The sequence below is a fragment of the Kribbella sp. NPDC004875 genome, assembly GCF_042873375.1.
Lineage (GTDB): Bacteria > Actinomycetota > Actinomycetes > Propionibacteriales > Kribbellaceae > Kribbella.
In genome coordinates, this window is the sequence record NZ_JBIALI010000004.1 from 138637 (window position 1) to 159984 (window position 21348).

At 69.9% G+C, this 21348-nt stretch carries 19 protein-coding genes; 10 read left to right on the plus strand and 9 right to left on the minus strand.

Annotation, left to right across the window (positions count from 1 at the left end; all coding sequences use genetic code 11):
• Positions 1–29 precede the first annotated feature (29 nt).
• The 6 genes from ACFYRH_RS22995 (at position 30) to ACFYRH_RS23020 (ending at position 4068) form a co-directional block, all read left to right on the plus strand.
• The gene (locus ACFYRH_RS22995; RefSeq protein ID WP_387778692.1) at positions 30–785 is read left to right on the plus strand and encodes an SDR family oxidoreductase; all 756 of its coding nucleotides are present in this window, start codon (positions 30–32) and stop codon (positions 783–785) included.
• Positions 743–1009 carry a hypothetical protein gene (locus ACFYRH_RS23000; RefSeq protein WP_387778695.1) on the plus strand — a complete coding sequence of 89 codons (267 nt, stop codon included), beginning with the start codon at positions 743–745 and terminating at the stop codon, positions 1007–1009. Before ACFYRH_RS22995 ends, ACFYRH_RS23000 begins: the two co-directional genes overlap by 43 nt.
• Before the next feature lie 22 nt (positions 1010–1031).
• Positions 1032–1907, plus strand: a complete 876-nt coding sequence (locus tag ACFYRH_RS23005) for an RNA polymerase sigma-70 factor (RefSeq protein WP_387778698.1) — start codon at positions 1032–1034, stop codon at positions 1905–1907.
• A 12-nt stretch (positions 1908–1919) separates the two neighbouring features.
• The gene (locus tag ACFYRH_RS23010; RefSeq protein ID WP_387778701.1) at positions 1920–2276 is read left to right on the plus strand and encodes a hypothetical protein; all 357 of its coding nucleotides are present in this window, start codon (positions 1920–1922) and stop codon (positions 2274–2276) included.
• Between the two features lie 83 nt (positions 2277–2359).
• A complete protein-coding gene (locus tag ACFYRH_RS23015) occupies positions 2360–3400 on the plus strand; it encodes an LLM class flavin-dependent oxidoreductase (RefSeq protein ID WP_387778704.1) in 1041 nt (346 codons plus the stop codon).
• Complete coding sequence (locus ACFYRH_RS23020; protein ID WP_387778707.1) at positions 3397–4068, plus strand: NADPH-dependent F420 reductase; 672 nt, start codon at positions 3397–3399, stop codon at positions 4066–4068. The genes ACFYRH_RS23015 and ACFYRH_RS23020 overlap by 4 nt, the downstream gene beginning before the upstream one ends.
• A 64-nt stretch (positions 4069–4132) precedes the next feature.
• Here the strand turns inward: ACFYRH_RS23020 and ACFYRH_RS23025 are convergent, their stop codons facing one another.
• A complete protein-coding gene (locus ACFYRH_RS23025) occupies positions 4133–4987 on the minus strand; it encodes a DMT family transporter (RefSeq protein WP_387778709.1) in 855 nt (284 codons plus the stop codon).
• An 83-nt stretch (positions 4988–5070) separates the two neighbouring features.
• Between ACFYRH_RS23025 and ACFYRH_RS23030 the strand changes: the two genes are divergently transcribed.
• The 3 genes from ACFYRH_RS23030 (at position 5071) to ACFYRH_RS23040 (ending at position 7840) form a co-directional block, all read left to right on the plus strand.
• Entirely contained in the window at positions 5071–5949 is an 879-nt protein-coding gene (locus ACFYRH_RS23030) for a LysR family transcriptional regulator (RefSeq protein WP_387778712.1), read from the plus strand.
• Between the two features lie 73 nt (positions 5950–6022).
• Positions 6023–6478, plus strand: a complete 456-nt coding sequence (locus ACFYRH_RS23035; protein ID WP_387778715.1) for an alpha/beta fold hydrolase — start codon at positions 6023–6025, stop codon at positions 6476–6478.
• Between the two features lie 21 nt (positions 6479–6499).
• Positions 6500–7840, plus strand: coding sequence for an NAD(P)/FAD-dependent oxidoreductase (locus ACFYRH_RS23040; protein WP_387778718.1), 1341 nt, complete (start codon positions 6500–6502; stop codon positions 7838–7840).
• On the opposite strand, the gene ACFYRH_RS23045 is transcribed toward ACFYRH_RS23040, so the two are convergent.
• The 4 genes from ACFYRH_RS23045 to ACFYRH_RS23060 form a co-directional block, all read right to left on the minus strand.
• Positions 7818–9161 carry a peroxidase family protein gene (locus ACFYRH_RS23045; protein WP_387778721.1) on the minus strand — a complete coding sequence of 448 codons (1344 nt, stop codon included), beginning with the start codon at positions 9159–9161 and terminating at the stop codon, positions 7818–7820. The genes ACFYRH_RS23040 and ACFYRH_RS23045 overlap by 23 nt on opposite strands.
• 72 nt (positions 9162–9233) lie before the next feature.
• Positions 9234–10061: an EamA family transporter gene (locus tag ACFYRH_RS23050; protein ID WP_387778724.1), complete on the minus strand. Its 828-nt coding sequence runs from the start codon at positions 10059–10061 to the stop codon at positions 9234–9236.
• 40 nt (positions 10062–10101) lie between these two features.
• Positions 10102–12096 (minus strand): heparinase II/III family protein, encoded by a 1995-nt coding sequence (locus tag ACFYRH_RS23055; protein ID WP_387778727.1) that lies wholly within the window; start codon positions 12094–12096, stop codon positions 10102–10104.
• 89 nt (positions 12097–12185) lie between these two features.
• Positions 12186–13550 (minus strand): MFS transporter, encoded by a 1365-nt coding sequence (locus ACFYRH_RS23060; protein ID WP_387778730.1) that lies wholly within the window; start codon positions 13548–13550, stop codon positions 12186–12188.
• Between the two features lie 134 nt (positions 13551–13684).
• On the opposite strand from ACFYRH_RS23060, the gene ACFYRH_RS23065 reads away from it, so the two are divergent.
• A complete protein-coding gene (locus ACFYRH_RS23065) occupies positions 13685–17296 on the plus strand; it encodes a GH116 family glycosyl hydrolase (RefSeq protein ID WP_387778733.1) in 3612 nt (1203 codons plus the stop codon).
• Between the two features lie 111 nt (positions 17297–17407).
• Here ACFYRH_RS23065 and ACFYRH_RS23070 read toward each other — a convergent pair whose 3' ends face one another.
• The 4 genes from ACFYRH_RS23070 to ACFYRH_RS23085 are packed head-to-tail and all read right to left on the minus strand — an operon-like array spanning position 17408 to position 21331.
• On the minus strand, positions 17408–18445 hold the full coding sequence (locus ACFYRH_RS23070; RefSeq protein WP_387778736.1) for an ABC transporter ATP-binding protein: 1038 nt from the start codon (positions 18443–18445) through the stop codon (positions 17408–17410).
• Positions 18442–19416, minus strand: a complete 975-nt coding sequence (locus ACFYRH_RS23075; RefSeq protein WP_387778739.1) for an ABC transporter ATP-binding protein — start codon at positions 19414–19416, stop codon at positions 18442–18444. The genes ACFYRH_RS23070 and ACFYRH_RS23075 overlap by 4 nt, the downstream gene beginning before the upstream one ends.
• Entirely contained in the window at positions 19397–20329 is a 933-nt protein-coding gene (locus ACFYRH_RS23080; RefSeq protein WP_387778742.1) for an ABC transporter permease, read from the minus strand. Before ACFYRH_RS23080 ends, ACFYRH_RS23075 begins: the two co-directional genes overlap by 20 nt.
• A gap of 3 nt (positions 20330–20332) precedes the next feature.
• Positions 20333–21331, minus strand: coding sequence for an ABC transporter permease (locus tag ACFYRH_RS23085; protein ID WP_387778745.1), 999 nt, complete (start codon positions 21329–21331; stop codon positions 20333–20335).
• Between the last annotated feature and the right edge of the window lie 17 nt (positions 21332–21348).

The following is a 21348-nucleotide window of genomic DNA, read 5'->3' on the forward strand; positions in this document are numbered from 1 at the left end:
AACCGCACGGCAACGAAAGGGTTCAAGCGATGAAGATCGTCGTGATCGGCGGGACCGGCCTGATCGGCACGAAGCTGGTGGCGAAGCTCACCGAGCACGGCCACGAGGCGGTGCCGGCCGCGCCGAGCACCGGAGTCGACACCATCACCGGCGAGGGCCTGGCGGACGTCCTGAAGGGCGCCGATGTGGTGATCGACGTGGCCAACTCGCCGTCGTTCGAGGCCGGGCCGGTGATGGAGTTCTTCCGGACGTCGACCGGGAACGTACTGGCGGCCGAGGCGGCGGCCGGCGTCCGGCACCACGTCGGGATCTCGATCGTCGGCACCGAGCGGATGCCGGACAACCACTACTTCGCCGCCAAGATCGCCCAGGAGGAGCTGATCAAGGGCTCCGGGATCCCGTACTCGCTGGTCCACGCGACGCAGTTCTTCGAGTTCGTCCCGGCGATCGCCGACGAGGGCACCCGGGACGACGGCAAGGTGCACATCGCGCCGGTCGCCTGGGCCCCGATCGCCGGCGAGGACGTCGCGGCGATCCTCGGCCGGACCGCCACCGGTACGCCGCTGAACGCCCGGATCGACATCGCCGGCCCGGACGAGTTCCGGATGGACGAGTTCTTCCGCAGCGCGCTCGCCGAGCGCGGGGACACGCGCGAGGTCGTCGCCGACGAGCACGCGCGGTACTTCGGCTCCGAGCTCACCGAGCGCAGTCTGGTGCCGGTCGGCGAGGCGACGTTGGGCGAATGGCACTACGACAAGTGGTACGCCGCGCAGGACGGGCGCTGACGATGGCCGGCGACGAACGGTTCCTGCGGGAGCTCGACGTGGAGGTCGAGGCCGGCATCGAACGGAACGCGGAAGGTGCCGTGCCCGACGACGAGCAACCGGGGGAGTGGCTGGCTGATCCCTTCGAGGTCGAGGCGGAGGCCGCGGACCTGAACAGCCTGCACGGCGCGATCGTGGCCCTGCAAGGTGAACCAGGGGCCGATCCGACCGTAGTCTCCAGCTGAGATCCGAGGGGGTTCTGATTCGATGACGGGCGATGTCGGTGACCTGGACGACGCGGTCACCGTGTTCAACGCGGTGCGGCCGCGGCTGATGGGGATCGCGTACCGGATGCTCGGCAGTCACACCGAGGCCGAGGACCTGGTCCAGGAGGTGTGGATGCGGTGGCAGGCCGCCGACCGGGCCGCGGTGCAGAGCCCGGTCGCCTACCTGTCGACCGCGGTCACCCGGCTCGCGATCAACGCGAGCCAGTCCGCCCGCGCCCGCCGGGAGACCTACATCGGCCCGTGGCTGCCCGAGCCGGTCGACACCAGCGCCGACCCGTACCTGGGCGCCGAGCGCGGGGAGGCGTTGAGTTTCGCCGTCCTCCTCGTGCTCGAGCGGCTGTCGCCGACAGAGCGGGCGGCGTACGTGCTGCGGGAGGCCTTCGACTACTCGTACGCCGAGCTCGCCACCATGCTGCAGTCGACCGAACCGGCCGTCCGGCAACTGGTCAGCCGGGCCCGCAAGCGGATCCGCGCGGAACGGCGTACCGAGGTCAGTGGGAGCGAGCAGCAGTCGCTGCTGTCGGCGTTCATCGTGGCGGCGCGGTCGGGCGACCTGAGCGCGCTGGAGAAGCTGCTCGCGAAGGATGCGATCAGTTACTCCGACGGCGGTGGCGCGGCGCGGGCGTCGAAGTTCCCGGTCGTCGGGCGGCTGCGCGTGGCGAAGTACCACCGGGCCTTCCACACCCATTTCTGGGTCGGTGTCGAGGTCGAGTTCGGGATGGCGAACGGCCGCGCGGTCGGGTTGCTCCAGCGCGACGGTACGACGTTCGCGGTGTGCACCGTGACCGCCTCGGAGGACGGGATCGACGAGGTGCTGTGGATGATGAACCCGGCGAAGCTGACCGCGGTCGCCTGAGCAGGAGGAGCTGTGTCGAAGCGGGGCGATCATGCCGTCGTCCACCGGTTCGCGACCGCCTGCCGGGCCGGCAGTCCGGGCGCGATCCGGAATCTGCTCGCGCCTGAGGTGGTCGCGGTCAGCGACGGCGGCGGGCGGGTGCCGGCGGCGCCCGGTCCGGTCCGCGGTCCGGAGCAGGTGGCCCGGTGCGTGGTGGAGTTGCTGGCTCCGGACGTCGTGCTGACGGTGGAAGCGGTGAACGGGGAGCCCGGCGTCGTACTGCGCGGGCGCGCGGGCGTCGTCGCGGTGGTGAGCCTGAAGCTGACCGGGGCGAAGGTGACCGCGGTCTGGATCGTGCTGAACCCGGACAAACTGCGCGGCTGGGGGTGAGCGTGCCCCTGGGAATGAACCCCACCCGATCTGGTGTTGACATGTCAACCTAGACTTTGGTGAGTGGACAGGAGCATGCGGACATGACTGAGGTGAAGTTCGGCCTCGACACCTTCGGGGACATCCCGGTGGACGACAGCGGTGCCCCGGTGACGGCGGCGGCCGCGATCCGCCAGGTGGTCGACGAGGCGGTGCTGGCCGACCAGATCGGCGTCGACGCGATCGCGCTCGGTGAGCACCACCGGCCGGAGTACTCGATCTCGACGCCGGAGACGGTGCTGGCCGGGATCGCGACCCGGACGTCGAACATCCAGCTCGGCTCGGGCGTGACGGTGCTGAGCTCGGACGACCCGGTGCGGGTCTTCCAGCGGTTCTCGACCGTCGACGCGCTGTCGAACGGGCGCGCCGAGGTGATCCTCGGGCGCGGCTCGTTCACCGAGTCGTTCCCGCTGTTCGGGTACGACCTGGCGGACTACGACAAGCTGTTCGAGGAGAAGCTGCAGCTGTTCGTGCGGCTGCTCGACGAGAAGCCGGTGACCTGGGAAGGCTCAGTGCGGGCCGCGCTCGACAACATCGAGGTGTACCCGAAGACCGAGTCCGGCCGGTTGACGACCTGGGTCGGTGTCGGTGGATCGCCGCAGTCCGTCGTCCGGACGGCGTACTACGGGCTGCCGTTGATGCTCGCGATCATCGGCGGATCGGCGGAGCGCTTCGGCCCGTACGTCGACCTGTACAAGAAGGCCGCCGCGCAGTTCGGGACGGTGGCGCACCCGATCGGGATGCACTCGCCGGGCTTCGTCGCCGAGACCGACGAGCAGGCGAAGGAGATCTTCTACGCGCCGTACAAGGTGATGCGAGACCGGATCGGCGCGCTGCGCGGCTGGCCGCCGCTGAAGCGGGAGGAGTTCGAGTCCGAGGTCTTGCACGGGTCGATGTACGTCGGCTCGCCGGAGACCGTCGCGCGCCGGATCGCGGCCGCGGTGAAGACGCTCGATGTCGGCCGGTTCGACCTGATCTACTCCGCCGGACCGCTGCCGGTCAGCGCGCGGACCAAGGCCGTCGAGCTCTACGGGACCAAAGTGGTCCCGATGGTGCGGGAACTGCTCGCGGAGGAGCCGGAGTGACGACGGTCGGGATTCTCGGCGCCGGCAAGGTCGGCACCGTGCTGGCGCGACTCGCCGTCGCGGCCGGATACCGGGTCCTGATCGCCGGCCCGGGTGATGTCTCGAAGATCGCGCTGATCGTCGAGGTCGTCACCCCGGGCGCGGTCGCCACGACGGCGGCCGAGGCGGTCGCCGAGGCTGACGTGGTGATCCTGGCGCTGCCGCTCGGCAAGTACCGGACGATCCCGGCGGACGCGTTGCGCGGGAAGCTCGTCATCGACGCGATGAACTACTGGTGGGAGGTCGACGGCATCCGCGACGACCTCACCGACAAGCGGACGTCGTCCTCGGAGATCGTCCAGGAGTTCCTGGCCGGGTCCCGCGTGGTCAAGGCGTTCAACCACATGGGGTACCACGACCTGGACGAAGGCGCGCGGCCCGCCGGCGCCCCGGATCGCAAGGCGATCGCCATCGCGGGCGACCCGGACGACCTGGCCGAGGTCGCGGCCGTCGTCGATGCGTTCGGCTTCGACCCGGTTCCGGCCGGCGCGCTCTCGCACGGCAAGCGCCTGGAGCCCGGAACCGAGGCCTTCGGCGCCAACGTGGACGCGGACGAACTCCGGGCGATGCTGGCCCGCTACCCGTCGACCGTGCTGGGCCAGGAGGTAGCCCAAGTCCGGGCCGGCTGACTGACGGCGTGTACGACCGATGGCGTGTTGTACGGCGCCACCGGCGAAACAACCCGCCAGTGGGTCAGGCCGCGAGGACCTGTTGTTGCTGACGGGGGCGTACGGCGCGTTCGGCGCCGATGCCGGCGGCGATCACGCAGGCGATGCCGATCGCCTGGAGCAGGGTGGGGGACTGGCTGAGGAAGATCCAGCCGACGAGCAGGGCCAACGCCGGTTCGAGGCTCATCAAGGTCCCGAAGACACCGGCGTCCAGGCGGCGCAGAGCGAGGTACTCGAGGGTGAACGGGATCACCGGCAGCAGAAGCGCCAGGCCGAAGCCGATGATCACCAGTTGCCAGGTCATGACCGGGATCGTGCTCGGGCCCGCGACCGCGGTGGCCACGACGGCAGCGACCGGTAGCGAGACGCCCATTCCTTGGAGCCCGGTGACCCTGTTGCCGACGCGCTGGGTGAGCACGATGTACGCCGCCCAGCACGCCGCCGCCCCGAGCGCGAACAGCACCCCCATCAGATCGACCGCTCCGCGCCACGGCTGAGTCAGCAGCAGCACACCGGCGAACGCCAGCGCGGGCCACACCAGTCGCCCGCGACTCCGCAGTACGGCGACCGACAGCGGACCGAGGAACTCCAGCGCGCTCGCCGTTCCGAGCGGCAGCCGCGCCGCTGCCGCCATGAACAGCAACGTGACGCCCGCGGTCGCGACGCCGAGCCCGACCGCGGCCAGGAAGGACCGCCGGTCGAACGAACTCGGCCGCGGCCGGAACAGCACCAGCACGATCAGCCCCGCGCACACCAGTCGCAGCCAGGCCGCACCCTCCGGCCCGACGCGGTCGAACAGCCCGACCGACGCGGCCAGCCCCAGCTGGACCATCGTCATCGACAGCACCGCGAAGGCGATGCCCGTGTCCCGTGTGCGCATGCCGTCCAGTGAAGCCCGCGATTCCGTTCGCGTCCACGTGAGAATCATGGACAGATCGTTCGGGATCACTGAACAATGACGGGATGGACGTACGCCGTCTCGAACTCCTGCTCGCGCTGTCCCGGCTGGGCTCGATGCACGCGGTCTCGGAGACCCTCGGGGTCACGACGTCGACCGTCTCGCAACAGATCGCGGCGCTCGCGAAAGAGGTCGGACTGCCGCTCCTCGAACCCGACGGCCGCCGCGTCCGGCTCACTCCGGCCGGTCGCCGGCTCGCCGCGCACGCCGTCCACATCCTGGCCGCGCACGAGGCGGCGCGGGCCGATCTCGATCCGTCCGCGGAACCTGCCGGAACGGTCCGTGTCGCCGCGTTCCACACCGCGATCCGGGACAGCCTGCTGCCCGTCGTACCGCGGCTGCCGGCGGCGGTCCGGCTGGAGATCCAGGAGCAGGAACCGCCCGACGCGCTGGCGATGCTCGAGCGCGACCAGGTGGACCTCGCGCTCACCTACGACTACAACCTCGCGCCCGCGGCGATCGACCCCGCACTGCAGGCCACCCGGCTCTGGGACGCCGCGTGGAGCCTCGCCGTACCGTCGCGTTCCCGCCGTACCCCGGGTACGGCGGCCGACGTGCTCGGCGCCTTCGCCGACAGCGACTGGATCGTGAACTCCCGGCACCTCGCCGACGAGCAAGTCATTCGCACGATCGCCGCGCTCGCGGGCTTCGAGCCGCGCGTGACGCAACGCGCGGACAGCCTGCAACTCGTCCAGGAGATGATCGTGGCCGGCCTCGGAGTCGCGCTGCTCCCGGCCGCCTACCCGAAGACCACCGGTGTCTCGCTCCGCCGCCTCCGGGATCCCGAGCCGCGCGTCCGCGCGTATGCGCTGACCCGCCGCGGCCGCACGGGCTGGGCGCCGCTCTCGCTGGTCCTCGGGCTGCTGTCGGCACGGCCGCGTTGAGTCCGGTCACAAACTGCGCGGCTCTCCGGTCTTCTTCATTAGCTCGGGGACACATCGAGGGAAGGGAAGATCCATGAGTGAAACTCCGGTCGTCGTTCTGGTGCACGGTGCGTTCGCCGAGTCGGCCAGCTGGAACGGCGTCGTCGAGCGGCTGCAGGCGCAGTCGATCGAGACGGTTCCGGTCAGCAGCGGCGGCAACGAGCTGGCGATCCGGTCCGACGTGTTCCAGGCACAGTTCTGCGCCGACGTACCGGCCGATCAGGCCGCGCTGATGGCTGCCACCCAGCGGCCGGTCACCGAGGCCGCGCTGACCACCGGGCTGCCGACAGCCACGCCGGCCTGGCGGACCATCCCGTCCTGGTTCGTGTTCAGCGATCAGGACCTGAACATCCCGGTCGCCCTGCACCGTTTCCTCGCCGAGCGGGCCGGTGCCAAGGCAACCCGCGAGATCGCGGGCGCGTCGCACGCCCTCAGCGTCTCGCAGCCGGAGGCTGTCGCGACTACGATCCTGGACGCGGTGGGTCGCTGAGACGACGGACGGAGAAGGCTGATGCGCAGGATCCTGGTGGTGGGCGGCGGGTACGCCGGGTTCTACACCGCGTGGCGCCTGGAGAAGAAGCTCCGACGCGACGAGGCCGAGGTGGTCGTGGTCGATCCGCGGCCGTACATGACGTATCAGCCGTTCCTGCCCGAGGTGGTGGCCGGCTCCGTCGAGGCCCGGCACGCGGCCGTCTCGCTGCGCCGGAACCTGCGCCGGACGCGGATCGTCGACGGCATGGTCACGCACATCGCGCACGCCGACCGGACGGTCACCATCCGCCCTGCCCTCGGGCCGGACTACGAGCTGCCGTACGACGTGATCGCGGTGACCGCCGGCGCGGTGACGCGGACGTTCGACGTCCCCGGCGTCGCGGACCGGGCGATCGGGATGAAGCACGTCGAGGAGGCGGTGGCGATCCGCGACCGGCTGTTCACCGCCTTCGACCAGGCGGCCGGGCTGGAGCCGGGACCGCTGCGGCGCAAGTTGCTGACGGTCACGTTCGTCGGCGGTGGGTTCTCGGGGGTCGAGGGATTCGCGGAGCTGCAGTCGCTGGCCCGGGCGTTGCTGAAGAAGTTCCCCGAGCTGGCGGGCGACGACCTCGGTTTCCATCTGGTCGAAGCGACCAACCGGATCCTGCCCGAGGTCAGCGACCGGCCCGGCGAGTGGGTGGTGAAGATGCTCGAGAAGCGCGGCGCGGTGGTGCACCTGAACACCACGATGACGTCGGCCGAGGACGGGCACGTGGTGCTGTCCGACGGCACCGAGTTCGACTCGGAGCTGATCGTCTGGACGGCCGGCAACGCCGCGACCCGGCTGTTGCGCAACCACACCGACCTGCCGCACAACGAGCGTGGTCTGGTCCAGGTCCGGGCCGACCTGAGGATCGGGACCGCGAGCGAGGTGGTGCCGGACGCGTGGGCGGCCGGCGACGACGCGGCGGTGCCCGATCTCGCCGCGCCGGGCGAGGGCGCGTACACGGTGCCGAACGCGCAGAACGCCGTACGGCAGGGGAAGTTGCTGGCGAAGAACCTGCTGCGGTCGTTGCGCGGGCGTGAGCCGAAGAACTACGTCCACCACAGCCTCGGCGCGATCGCGACGCTCGGCCTCGGCACCGGGATCTTCCAGTACCGGCGGATCGTCATCAAGGGCCTGCTCGCCTGGCTGATGCACCGCGGGTATCACGTACTCGCGGTGCCCACGTGGGATCGCAAGATGCGGGTGCTGGCGATCTGGCTGGTTTCGTTCTGCTACGGCCGGGACATCGTGTCCCTGGCCTCGGTCCAGAGTCCGCGCGAGGCGTTCACGACCGAGGCCAAGGCACCGAAGCTCAGCGTGACCCGTCCGGGATGAGCAGGTCGGTCAGGCCGAACGCGGCGCCGGCGGCCGGCAGCGTCGGCTGCCAATCCGGTTCGAGGCTGAGGTAGCTGGCCGGGTCTGCCCGCAGCAGGCCGATCAGTACCTCGGTCACGATCCGCCCACCGACTGGCCCGAGCCGATCGCCCGCAGCGAAGTGCTCGGACTCCTTCAGGATGTAGAACCACAGCGGCGTACCGCCGGGCCAGGTCTCCTCGGTCAGCGCCGGTACGCCGAGAAGCTTCGCCACCTGCTCGCCACTCGGCAGACCGGTCGTGTCACCGCGCAACAGATCGCGCACCGCCAACGACCGGTACGCCGACTCGTCCACCGCGCCCGTCACGCGCTCAGGTAGCCCGATCAGGCTCGCGGCCAGCCGCCCGTCGAGCCGCTTGGCGCGCTGCGCCGGCGGACATCCTGGTACGTCGAACACCTGCGCCAGATCCAGCCGCCGCTCGGCCGCCAGCGGTCCGAACCCCACCAGGTCGGGGAACAGCGGGAACTCCGGCCCGCCCTCGGCCAGCCGGTACCTGTGCCGGATCTGCCCGTGACCGTAGCGGTACGCCGCATCCGCGAACTCCAGCGGGATGAAGCCCTGCAGAGGTTCCGGCGCGAACCAGACGCCACCCTTGTCGAGTACCTCGTCGACCAGCTCGGGACCGACGAGCCGCGGCAGGAAGTCGTGGACGATGATCCACTGGTAGTGCCAGGTCAGCGTCACGCGCGCGTGCTCGAACACGTCCTCCTCGGCCACGCCCTGCGCCCGGAGGTGATCCACGATCCGGTTGTGCGCCTGCAGCAGCGCCACATGCAGACTCAACGTGAACAGGTGTACGTCGTTGCGCGGGTCGCCGATCAGCGCCACACCTTGCGGATTCCGCGGGACGTCGTACCCGTCGGAGGTGAGCAGGAACTTGGCGGGGTCGTTCACGTCGAACATGAACGGCGAGCCGATCGGCCCGTCGGCGTACAGGATCTCGAGGTTGAGCCGCGGCGACCGGGCGTTCCGCAAGCCGTCCGTGTCGGCCGGGATCCCGCTGATCGGCGAGCGGTCGGCGGTCGTGTCGTGCGCCACCAGCTGTCCGAAGAACGGCCACCCGGCCGCCTGCTCAGCGTCGTCGCCACCGCTGCCGAGATCCAGCGCGGCCGCGGCGTCGCAGACCCCACCGTCCGCGCCCGCCCGCATCAACACCTGCGGATCCGTCCCGAGCGGCTCCAGCTCCGCGAACATGCGCCCGTACCGCGCTCCGCCTGTCGGCCGGTCCACGCTCCGCACCGAGCTCAGACAGTGGTCGCGCGCCACCGGATGCGTAGTCATTCCAGTCCTCCTCCAATTGACTTCACAGGAAGAGACAGAACACCCGAACCGGCTGTGACCGCCAGACCTGACTCAGAGCGAGACCAGAACGACGGTCGCCGCCGCGCAGACGAGCCCGGCGATCTGCCGCGCGCTGACGCGCTCGTGCAGCACAGTGAGCCCGAGGAGGACGGTCACGGCGGGATACAGCGAGGTCAGCACGACCGCCACCGAAAGTGCCTGCTCCCGGCTCGCGAACAGGAACGCGGCGATCGCGCACGTCCCGAGCACACCGGAGCCGACCGCGAGCAACGCCGTACGACGGTGCATCCGGAGGCGCTCGCGACGGACAGCCACCGGGGCGACCGTGAGGACTGCGACCAGGCGGTTGAGCGCCAACGGCCACAGCCCGGCCGCGACATCGGCTCGTGCGAGCGCGACGTACTGCAGGGCGAACGCGGTGCCGGACAACAACGCCCACCCGGCGCCCGCGGTCGTGCCGGTCCGCGGACCCCGGCCGCTCGTCATCAGCCAGATCGCGGGTGCGGCGATCGCGAACCCCGCCCAGGCCCACCATCGCAGCTGCTCGTGCAGCAACGCCACCCCGATCAGCACCGGAAGCGCGACACCGGCGACATCACTCAGCGGTACGACGAGGCTGAACCGGCCGATCTTCATCGCCTGGAACAGGAACGCCGCGCCCAGCCCGGTCCCGAGCCCGGACAGCGCACCCCATCCAAGGGCTGCCGGCGTGATGCCGGGAGCAGCGACCCGGAGGGTGAGCAGGGTGACCAGAACGACGCCGCAGATTTGACCGAGCAGCACGACGACCGCGCTGTGCAGCCGACGGGCGGCCAGGCCGGCCGCGAAGTCCGACAGGCCGAAACACAGCGCGGACGCCAATGCGAGCGCAACACCCACGTCGAACCGGTAACCGACCCGCGCGCCGGTGAAACAAACGTCAGCTGATGCGGGTGAGGCGGCCGTCGGGGAGGACCCGGATGGTGGTTTTGCGGGCTCCGACGGTGAGGTCGACGAAGAACATGGTCCCGACGGTGCGGGTCGTGTAGGACACCGCTTCGGTGGCGCCGGCCGGGACGATGGCGGACAGGATGGTGGCGGTGCTGCCGTTGCGGGTGAACTTCACGACCGGAGCGGGCTGCCGGTGGAAGATGTCGGGGTAGTACCAGCCCTGGACCGGGTCCTGCCGGCCTTGCACGACAGTGATGCCGTCGGCGGGCGGCTGCTGCTGGTACGGGATCTGCAGCAGGTGCGTCTTGGACGTGTCGCCCGGTTTTGCCGCGACCGCGGCGGTGGGGGACTGGACGGTGACCTTCTGGTCCGGCGCCAGATGCCACAGCGTCTCGTACCGCTGGCTGCTCGTCGACTGGCCGCGGTCCAGCGTGATGATCAGGTCGGGATCCTTCAGCACCAGCACGTCTCGCTTCCGGGTCACCTCCGGTGCCGGCGAGTCCTCGAGTGAGTACGACTCCCAGGTCGGCGTGATCGAGGCGCGCACCAGCCGGGTGTCGACGGACGCCGTCTGCGCCGACGGGATCGTCATCACGTTGTGCGCCGCCTGGCTTTTCGACCAGGCCTGCCACTTGTCGAGCTGGTACCCCGAGTGGCCCGGGTCGATCAGGACGTCCCGCCCGTGCGAGGAGTAGGTGATCGACATGTGGTCGTCATGCCCGTGCAGCCGCCGCGCAACGCCGTACCTGATGCTGTACGTCGATTCGTTCGCGAACGGCCGCGTCTCGCCCCACCCGGTCCGGCCGAAGACGTACCCGGCGTCGAACACCGCGACCCGCTTCGCCGGCGCCTTCCCCTGCTTCCCGAGCGAGGCGACGTAGTCCAGCGACGTACCGACGGCCCCGGTCGGCTTCTGCCGTACCGCGTCACCGACCTGTTGCAGCTCACCGGTCGACTTGGTCGCGAGCGCGAGCCACTCGGACAGGGCGGCGCGGCGTTGCGAGATCACCTGGCCGGGATTCGAGCCGCAGCGCTGTAAGGCGGTGGTCGCGCGACCCCACAGTAGGTAGTTGAACATCGCGTACCCGACCGACTGCTCGTTCGTCGATCCCTGCGGGTCGATCGCGGTCGTGATCGCCTGGGTCAGCCGGTCGACCGCGAGCTTCTTCAGCTCCGGCCGCTTGAGGGTGCAGCCGACCCCGAACAGCGCGATGCTCTCGTCGGTCCCGTGGTTCGACGAGCCGCTCCAGTTCACGATCATGAACTGCGCATGGTCGACGAGCGCCTTGTCGAGCCAGGCGTACTGTGTCGGCAGCGTGCGGACGTGCAGCCCGGTGAGCACCGCCTGCCGCGTGCACAGCAGCACGTTCGTGCGGTGCATGGTGGCTTCCCAGGCGCCGACGTCACCCTTCCACGAGTACGGGTTGTCCTGCACCCAGTCGTGGATGATCGCCAGCACGTGGTTCAGCGTCTTCCGGTCGCCGCGCTGCCCGGCGGCGATCCCTTGCCCGAGCCAGCGCAGCGAGTGCAGCCACATGTACCAGCTCGGCTTCTGGTACGGGTTCGATCGCCAGTTGATGTCACCCTTGCCGTTGCCCACCTTGTACGGCGGGTCGTCGCCCCAGCTGAACGTGTCGTTCATCAGCATCGGGACCGGGATCTTGGAGTCGATCCCGCTGAAGCCGGGGCATTCGTACGTCCCGGTGTTCGCCACCGGCGTCGACGGCGGGGGAGTGGCCGGGGTGTCGACGCCCGGCAGCGGCTCGTCGGTCGCCGACGGCGCGCTCGGGGGCGGCGCGGGCTTCGTGCTCGGACCGGCCGTGCCGGGCGTCGGCGATCCGCTCGCGGCGGCCGGCGTACTGCGGGTGCGGGCGCCGGGCATCAGGACGAACACGGCGCCCGCGAAGGCCACGCCGCACACGAGGACGCAGACGACCGTCAATGCGACGGTCGTCCCGAAGCGCCTCCTCGGCTGCGCAGCCACCCGCCCCCCACCACCCTCTCGAGTACCTAGACGCTCCGAGCCCCCTGTTTCGTTGCATCCGGCCCCGGTCTGTGACCCTGGGGGACAAACTACCCGCAGGAGCCTACGAGGACCGGCTGCCGGCGGCCGAGCGCCGTTACGCACAGGCCGGCGACGCTCGCCGCGGCGGCCACGATCGCGCAGGTGACGAAGCCGCTGCTCAGGTTGTGTGCCGTGCCGAGCAACGGGCCGAACGTGGCGACACCGATCGCGCCGCCGATCTGGCGGGACGTGTTGAACGCGGCCGACGCGGCGCCGTGGAGTTCGGGTTCCACGGCGGCGATGGACTGCGCGGTCATGGTCGGTACGAGGATTCCGGAGCTGATGCCGATCGGGACCAGCGCGAGCACCATCGGCCAGACCGCGGACGCCGTACTGGCCCAGGCGAGCGCGAGCAGACCAGCGGTGAGGACTGCCTGGCCGAGGGCGAGGACTGCCGGGCGGCCGAGCCGGCGGGTGAGTGGCGCGGAGCAGAGGTTGGCGATCGAGATCAGGCCGGTCAGCGGCAGGAAGAGCAGCCCGGTGACCAGAGCGCTCAGACCGCGACCTTGCTGGAGCAGCAGGCTCATCGTGAACAGCACGCCGTAGAAGGCGAAGTTCAGCAGGCTGCCCTGCAGAGCGGCGGCCGCGAACCCGCGATCGGCGTACAGCCTCGGTGGCAGCAGCGGGCCGCTGACGGAGCGTTCGACCAGGACGAAGCCCACCAGACCGACGACGGTCACGGCGCCTGCCGCGAGGATCGCTGGATCGACCCAGCCTCGGGACGGTGCCTCGATGAGCGCGAACACCAGACCACCGATGAAGGCCGTGGCCGTGACCATCCCGCCGAGGTCGAGCCGACGGCCACGCCGTACGACGGCCGGCATCGAGCGCAGCGCCCAGATCGCGGCGGGGATGCCGATCACCACGTTGACCGCGAAGACGGCCCGCCAGTTCGCGAGCGCGACCAGACCACCGCCGAGCAGCGGACCGGCCGCCATCCCGGCGCCACCCGCGGCCGCCCACCAGCTGACCAGGCGGTGCCGCGCGTGCTCGTCGGTGGCCGACGCGGTCGCGAGGACGAGCGCGCTCGGCAGCAGCAGCGCCGCGCCCGCGCCCTGGACGAGCCGGGCCAGGTTGAGCATCAGCATCGAGCCCGCCGCCGCGCAGACCGCCGACGACAGCGTGAAGACCACGAGCCCGGTGAGGAAGGCCCGCTTCGCGCCGAGGGTGTCCGCGATCGCTCCGGCGCCGAGCATCAGCGCGGCGAACGACAACGTGTACGCGTTCAGGGACCACTCGAGCTCGGGCCGGGACGCGTGCAGATGGGTGCCGAGTTCGGCCAGGGTGACGTTCACGATCGTGCTGTCGACGAACACCATGAACGAGGCGATCAGGGCGAGGGCGACGACGGACCGGCGGTGTTCGACGGGCATGGAACTCACCCTACGACATTGTTCGACAAGCGTCGAACAGTAGACCACTGGCCGGGACCCATTGACCTTCGCCCGGGCCGTGACTACGGTGTCGGAAATCGATTTCTCCCATCGCCGCCCGTCAGGAGAACCGAATGACCGCCAGCGATCTACCGCCCGGCTGCGCGAACCGTTCCTGTGCCGGTGACTGTCCCCGGGCCCATCTGAGCCGCCGTACCTTCATCGCCCTCGGGGCCACCGCCGCCGGTGCCCTGGCCGTCCCGGGTCAGGCCGTCGCCGCGTTCGCCGCGCCGCCGGCGCCGGACCCGGGTGTGCTGTTCGGCCGCGGCAAGCCGACGACGTACGGCGGTGCCGCGCTGCCCCGGATCGGGATGCCGGTCGGCGGCGGTACGACGGGACAGGTGTACCTGGCCGGCGACGGACGACTGTGGGCGTGGGACATCTTCAACCCGTCGTCGTTCCCGCTCGGTGGCGCGGACTTCTCCGGGCACAACTACGCGGACCCGCTCTCGGCCGACCAGCCCGGCGCGTCCCAGTTCGGCCAGGGCTTCGCGCTGCGGACCACCACCCGCGGCCGGACGACGACGCGGACCGTCGACGCGAAGGGGTTCCGCGACGTCCGGTTCACCGGCACGTACCCGATCGGCCAGGTCTCGTACGCCGATGCCGCCAGCCCGGTCGCGGTGGAGCTGGATGCCTTCTCGCCGTTCATCCCACTCGCCACACTCGACTCCACCCTGCCGACGACGATCATGGCGTTCACGCTGCGGAACACGTCCGCCGCGGCCGTCCACGCGACACTGCTCGGGTACGCCGAGAACCCGGTCTGCATCGACAGCCGCTATCGCCAGCCCACCACGCTGCAGGCGCGCCCGTTCAAGGGCGGGATCCAGTTCGGTGCGGTCGACGACCTCGCGGCCGAGCAGGGCGACATCCTGTTCGAGGACTGGGAGAAGGACACGTACGACGGCTGGACGGTGACCGGCGACGCGTTCGGGCCGGGGCCGGTGCGGCCGCTCGACGTACCGAACCTGATGAAGCGGTTCGGGGACCTGAACGTGTCGGGGACGCGGTTCGTCACGTCGTACGACTTCCGCGGCGGCGGCAACGACGGCGCGACCGGGAAGCTGACCAGCCGCGAGTTCACCATCGAGCGGCGGTACGTCGCGGTCGGCGTCGGCGGCGGACGGCAGGCCGGCGTCAACGTGGTGGTCGACGGCGCGGTCGTCGCGTCGGCGACCGGTGACGAGAGCGAGCCGTTGGTCGCGCGGATGCTGGACGTCGGCGCGTACCAGGGCCGCACCGCGCGGATCGAGATCGTCGACGCGACGACGGGGGCGTGGGGGCACGTGAGCTGTGACGCGATCGTGTTCACGGACCGGCCGGACATCGTCTTCGAGACCTGGGACAGGACGACGTACGACGGCTGGACGGTGGCGGGCGAGGCGTTCGGGGCCGGGCCGGTGACCGCGGCCGAGACACCGGACGGATTCCGGCGGCCGTTCGGGGTCCGGACCGAGCTGAACGTGAGCGGGCGGTTCGTCACGTCGTACAACTTCCGTGGCACCGGCGACCCCGACCGGTACACCGGGTCGTTGACGAGCCGGGACTTCGTCATCGAGCGCCGCTTCGTGACGGCGTGGGTCGGGGGCGGGCACCACAAGGCGGAGACCTGCCTGAACGTGGTCGTCGACGGTCAGGTCGTCGCGAGTACGGCGGGAACCGACATCGAGCCGTTGACCGCGGTGTCGATGGATGTCGGGAAGTACGCCGGGCGGACCGCGCGCATCCAGATCGTCGACAGCAACACCGGCGGCTGGGGGCACGTCAACGTCGACCGGATCCTGTTCAGCGACCGCCCGATCCGCCGGCAGCCGGTGGCCGAGCGGCCGGACGGCGGCACGTTCGCCTTGGCCGCGCTCACGCCGGGGGCGGTCGCCCGGCCGTCGATCGCCAAGTGGTCCACGGCCGACGAACTGTTCGACGCACCGTCCGCACCGGCGGACTCCGACGGTCCACAGGCCGGGACTGTTGCCGTGAACATCACTCTCGCGCCGGGGGAGTCCAGGACGATCCGCTTCGCCTACGGGTGGTTCTTCCCGAACCCGGAACGCGAGCTGTTCGCGGAGCTCGTCGGCGCCTCGACGTTCCGCCGTCACTACGCGAGCCGGTTCACGTCCGCCCGCGGCGTCCTCGAGTACGTCGGCAAACACGTCGACCGCCTCGAGCGCGCCACGCGAACCTGGGTGCAGACGTGGTACGACGACTCGTCCCTGCCGCACTGGTTCCTCGAACGCACGCTCGCGACCGCATCGACGATCGCGACCAGTACCTGCTACCGCTGGGACGACGGCCGGTTCTACGCGTGGGAAGGCACGTACTGCTGCGCCGGCACCTGCGAGCACGTGTGGAACTACGCGCAGGCGATCGGCCGGCTCTTCCCGGACCTCGAGCGCGACACCCGCGAACGCGTCGACCTCGGGATCGCGTTCCGGCCGACCGGTGAGATCGGGAACCGCGGCGAGTCGGGTGACGCGTCCACCTCGTTCGCGGACGGGCAGACCGGGACGATCCTGCGGATCTACCGCGAGCACCAGATGAGCAAGGACGCGACCTTCCTGCGCCGCGTCTGGCCCCGGGTGCGGACCGCTGTCGAGTTCCTGGTGACGCAGCGCGACGGCAAGGACGAGGACGGGATCTTCCGCGGCAGCCAGTGGAACACGCTCGACACCGAATGGTTCGGCGAGGTGCCGTGGATCAGCGGCCTGTACGTCGCGGCGCTGCGTGCGGCCGCCGCGATGGCCGACGAGGTGGGGGACACCGCGAGCGCGTCCCGGTACGCGGCGATCGCCGGCCGAGGCTCGGCGTACCTGTCGGGGAAGCTGTGGAACGACGAGTACGGGTACTACGTGCAGAAGGTGGATCCGGCGCATCCGACGGCGGAGAACAGCAACCGAGGGTTGTTCGTGGATCAGATGTACGGGCAGACCTACGCGGCTCAGCTCGGGTTGCCCCGGGTGTTCCCCGCGGACCAGGCCCGGACGGCGCTGACAAAGCTGTACGAGTCGAACTTTCGCGCCGAGCCGCAGACGTACCGGCCGCCGGGGATCGGGGTGGGCCGCGTGTACACCACCGACGGCGAGAGCGGCGTGATCATGGCGACCTGGCCGCACGGCGGGTCGGACGAGACCCGCGGGTTGATGTACTTCAACGAGGTGTGGACCGGCCAGGAGTACCAGTTCGCCGCGCACCTCTTCTCGGAGGGCATGACGGCCGAGGGCCTCGCGGTCACCCGCGCGATGTACGAGCGCTATTCGGCGACGAAACGCAATCCCTACAACGAGATCGAGGCCAGCGACCACTACGCCCGCGCCATGATGGGCTACGGCGTCTACCTGGCGGCCTGCGGCTACGAGTACCACGGCCCCAAGGGCCACCTGGGCTTCGCTCCCCGCATCCACCCGGAGAACTTCCGGGCCGCCTTCACCGCCGCCGAAGGCTGGGGCCTCTACACCCAACGCCGAACCCCTACCACCCTCACCGCGACCGTGGACATCCGCTACGGCCGAACAAGCCTGACCACTCTCTCCTTCGAAACCACCAAACCGGCCAGACGAGCCGAGGTCCACCTGGGCCACGACCGAGCCCCCGCGACCGTAGTTGCCACGGGCAACCGAGCTGTCGTCACTCTGTCCCACCCAGTCGTAGTCACACCAACCAGCAGGCTGTCTGTCAGTCTCACCTGATCGGGTGGGACAGGAGTCGGGTCGTGGAACGGGAACAGGTTGCCGTAGACAGGTAATACCGGGTCCCCACCCCCGAGTACTTGTCCCAGCCCCCGAAGGGCAGGATCTGCGTCAGGCGGGGAAGGGTACGTCTGGCTCGGCTACGTGGCAGGCGGCCGCGTGGTTCTCGCCCAGGGGGCGGAGGAGCGGGGTTACGTCGTGGCACTTGTCTATCGCCAGTGGGCAACGCCAGCGGAAGCGGCAGCCGGGGGTTGGGTCGATGACCTTGGGGGGCTCGCCGGTGTCGCCCTCGATGCCGGTGGAGAGTGGGGCTCGGGGGTCGGGGACCGCGCCGAGGAGCAGGTCCGTGTACGGGTGCTTGGGGTTTTGAAGGACGGATTCCGTGGGGCCGGTTTCGACCACGTGGCCGGCGTACATGATCATCAGGCGGTCGGCGACGTAGCGGGCGCTGGCGATGTCGTGGGTGATGTAGAGGAACGACACGCCTTCCTTGCTGCGCAGCTCGGCCATCAGGTTCAGCAGGCCGATCCGGATCGACACGTCGAGCATCGACACCGGCTCGTCGGCGAGGATCAGCTTCGGCTTGTGGGCGAGGGCCTGCGCGAACCCGATCCGTTGCCGCTGGCCACCACTCAGCTCGTACGGGAACCGGTTCATGATGTCCGCCGCCGGTGTCAGCCCGACCGCCTCGACCACCCGCTCGGCCTCGGCGTACCGCTGCCGCCGGTCGAGCTCCGGCCGGTGCAGCTTGAGGCTGCGCAAGATCCCGTGCGACACCCGGAACGCCGGGTTCAGCGAGCTGAACGGATCCTGGAACACCATCGGTACGTCGCCCCGGTACGCGAGCTGATCCTTCCGGGACCGGTACGTCGACATCGCCCGGCCCTGGTAATAGATCTCACCGCTCGTCGGCTTGTACACGCCCGCCAGCAGCCGCGCGATCGTGCTCTTCCCGCTCCCGCTCTCACCCGCCAGTGCGACGATCTCCTGCTGGCCGATGGTGAAGTTCACCTCGTCCACCGCGTGCAGCAGCTGCCGCGAAAGCAACCCGCGCCCGACCCGGAAGTGCCGCGTCAGTTCCTTTGCCTCGAGCAACGGCGTGGTGGCCGGGCCGGTGGCCTCGGTCTGCTCGGCGTCGACGGTCGTCATGACACCTCCCGGGTTTCCAGCGACGGCGCGTGCAACAGGCAGCGCGCCTCGACGGCGCCGACCGAGTACAGCTCCGGCGCGATCTTCGGGCAGTCCTCGAACGCCTTCGGGCAGCGCGGCTGGAAGCGGCAGCCGCTCGGCGGGTCGGCGAGGTTCGGCGGGCTGCCCGGGATGCCGGTCAACGGCACCTTCGGCCCGCGGATCGACGGGAACGCGTCCAGCAGCCCGGCGCTGTACGGGTGCTCCGGGTGGTCGAACACCGCCCGAGTGGCGCCGAACTCGACCACCTGTCCGGCGTACATCACCACCAGCTTGTCGGAGAAGTGGCTGACCAGGGACATGTCGTGGGTGACGAAGATGACCGCGAACCCGAGCTGCTGCTGGAGCTCCTTGATCTGCACCATCAGCGACCGCTGCGCGACCACGTCGAGCGCCGACGTCGGCTCGTCCATGATGATCAGGTCCGGCGTGAACAGCAGCGCCATCGCGATCATCGCCCGCTGCCGCATGCCGCCGCTCAACTGGTGCGGATAGCTGCGCAGGTGCACCGGGTCGATCCCGACCAGCCGCAGTACCTCGGCCGGACGGTTCTCGTCGACCGCCTCGTCGTGCGCCATGATCGTGTCCTTGAACTGCGCCCCGATGCTCTTCACCGGGTTCAGCGCGTTCATCGCGCTCTGCATCACGACCGAGAAGTCCCGCCAGCGCAGCGCGGACAGCTTCCGCTCGTTCATCGTCACCAGGTTCTGGCCCTGGAACGTGACGCTGCCGCCCGTGATCGCGGCCGGTGAGGTGAGCAGTTGCGCGATCGCGAACAGCAGCGTCGACTTGCCGCAGCCGGACTCGCCGACCACGCCGACGAACTCCCCGGCCTGTACGTCGAGATCCACGTGGTCGACCGCGACCACCGGACGGGAGCCGGTGTCGTAGGAGACCGTGAGGTCGCGGACCTCAAGAAGTGGCTTTGGCACGTCGCCTCCGAACCGGCCGCAGTGCGGGGTTGCTGATCTCGTCGAACGCGTAGTTGAGCAGGGCGAAGGACACCCCGAGCAGCGCGACCGCCAGACCCGGCGAGAGCGCCCACGCGGGCAGGCCGTTCACCAGGGCGCCCTGGTTCTGCGCCCAGTAGAGCATCGTGCCCCAGCTCAGCGAGTTGGGGTCGCCGAGCCCGAGGAACTGCAGGCCGGCGGCGGTGAGCACGGAGTACAGCGCGGCGCCGAGGAAGTTCGCGACGATCAGCGAGATCATCGTCGGCAGCACCTCGACGACGATGATGTACGAGCGTCGCTCGCCCCGGACCCGCGCCGACTCCAGGAAGTCCCGGTTCCGTAGCGACAGCGCCTGCGCCCGCATCTGCCGGGCGCCGTACGACCAGCCGGTGAGGATCAGCACGATGATGATCACGGTCAGGTTGCCCTTGCCGGCGTACGTCGCCAGCACGATGATCAGCGGGAACGTCGGGAGCACCAGGAAGATGTCGGTCAGCATCGACAGACCGTCGTCGGCGAACCCGCCCAGATACGCCGCTGACACCCCGATGATGACCGACAGCACGGTCGCACCCAGGCCGGCGACCACGGCGATCACCAGCGATTCCCGGGTGCTGTAGATCAGCTGGGCGTAGACGTCCTGCCCGAGTCCCGTCGTACCGAGCCAGTGCCCGCCGGACGGGTGCTGCAGGGGCAGGTCGCCGATCGCCTGCGGATCGTGGTGCGCGCCCGGGACGAACAGCCCCGGGAACGCGGCGAGCAGAATGAACAGGAGCAGCAACCCGGCCCCGATCATGGCCTTACGGTTGCGCAGGACGGCGCGGAACAGCCCACCCCGCGGGCGGCGGCTCGCACTCGCGACGGGAGCGGACGCACCGGCAACAACTGCGCTCATCGTCTACCCCTTCGTCCGGGCGCGCGGGTCGAGCAGGAACACCGCGATGTCGCAGAGCAGGACACAGATCAGCACCGCCAGCGTCACGAGCAGGAACAGGGCCTGGAGCAACGGATAGTCGGTACTCACCGTCGCGTTGTAGAACATGTAACCCAGGCCGGGGTAGTTGAACACGTACTCGACCAGGATCGTGCCGGAGATGACGAAGCCGAGCGACATCGCGAAGCCGGACAGGTTCGGCAGGAACGCGTTCCGCCCGGCGTACCCGAACATGATCTTGCGGTTCGGGATGCCCTTCGCCCGGGCCATCCGCACGTAGTCCTCGGCGAGCGTGGTGATCATGTTGTTCCGCATGGTCAGGATCCAGCCGCCGACCGCGGTGATCAGGATCGTCGCGGCCGGCAGGATGCCGTGCTTGAGCACGCTCAGCACGAACTCGCCGGAGAACGCCGGCGTCAGGCCCTGGTCGTAGTTGAAGTCGTTCGGCAGCACCGGGTGGTCGCCGATCGCGAACATCGAGATCAGCAGCAGCGCCACCCAGAAGTACGGCAGCGCGGAGGTGACGATGAACACCGGCGGTACGACGCCGTCGATCAGCCCGCCGCGGCGCCAGCCGGAGACGGTGCCGATCAGTGTGCCGAGCGCGAACGCCAGGATCGTCGTGATGCCGACCAGTCCGAGCGTCCACGGCAGCGCGTCACCGATCAGCGTGGTCACCGGTACGCCGAGGCTGCTGCCGATCGACACGCCCCAGTGACCGGTGGCCATCGACCTGAGGTACTCGACGTACTGCAGCAGCAGGTTCTTGCCCGGGTCGAACCCGAACTCGGCCAGCACGGTGCGCAACTGCTCCTCCGTGACGACCGAACCGCCCTTGCTCAACCTCCCGCGGAGTGCCTCCTCCGGACTGCCCGGCATCATCCGCGGGATGAAGAAGTTGAGCGTCATCGCCGCCCACAACGTGAGCACGAAGAACCCGAGGCGTCGGATCAGGTAACGCACAACCACCAGCTCCTCGT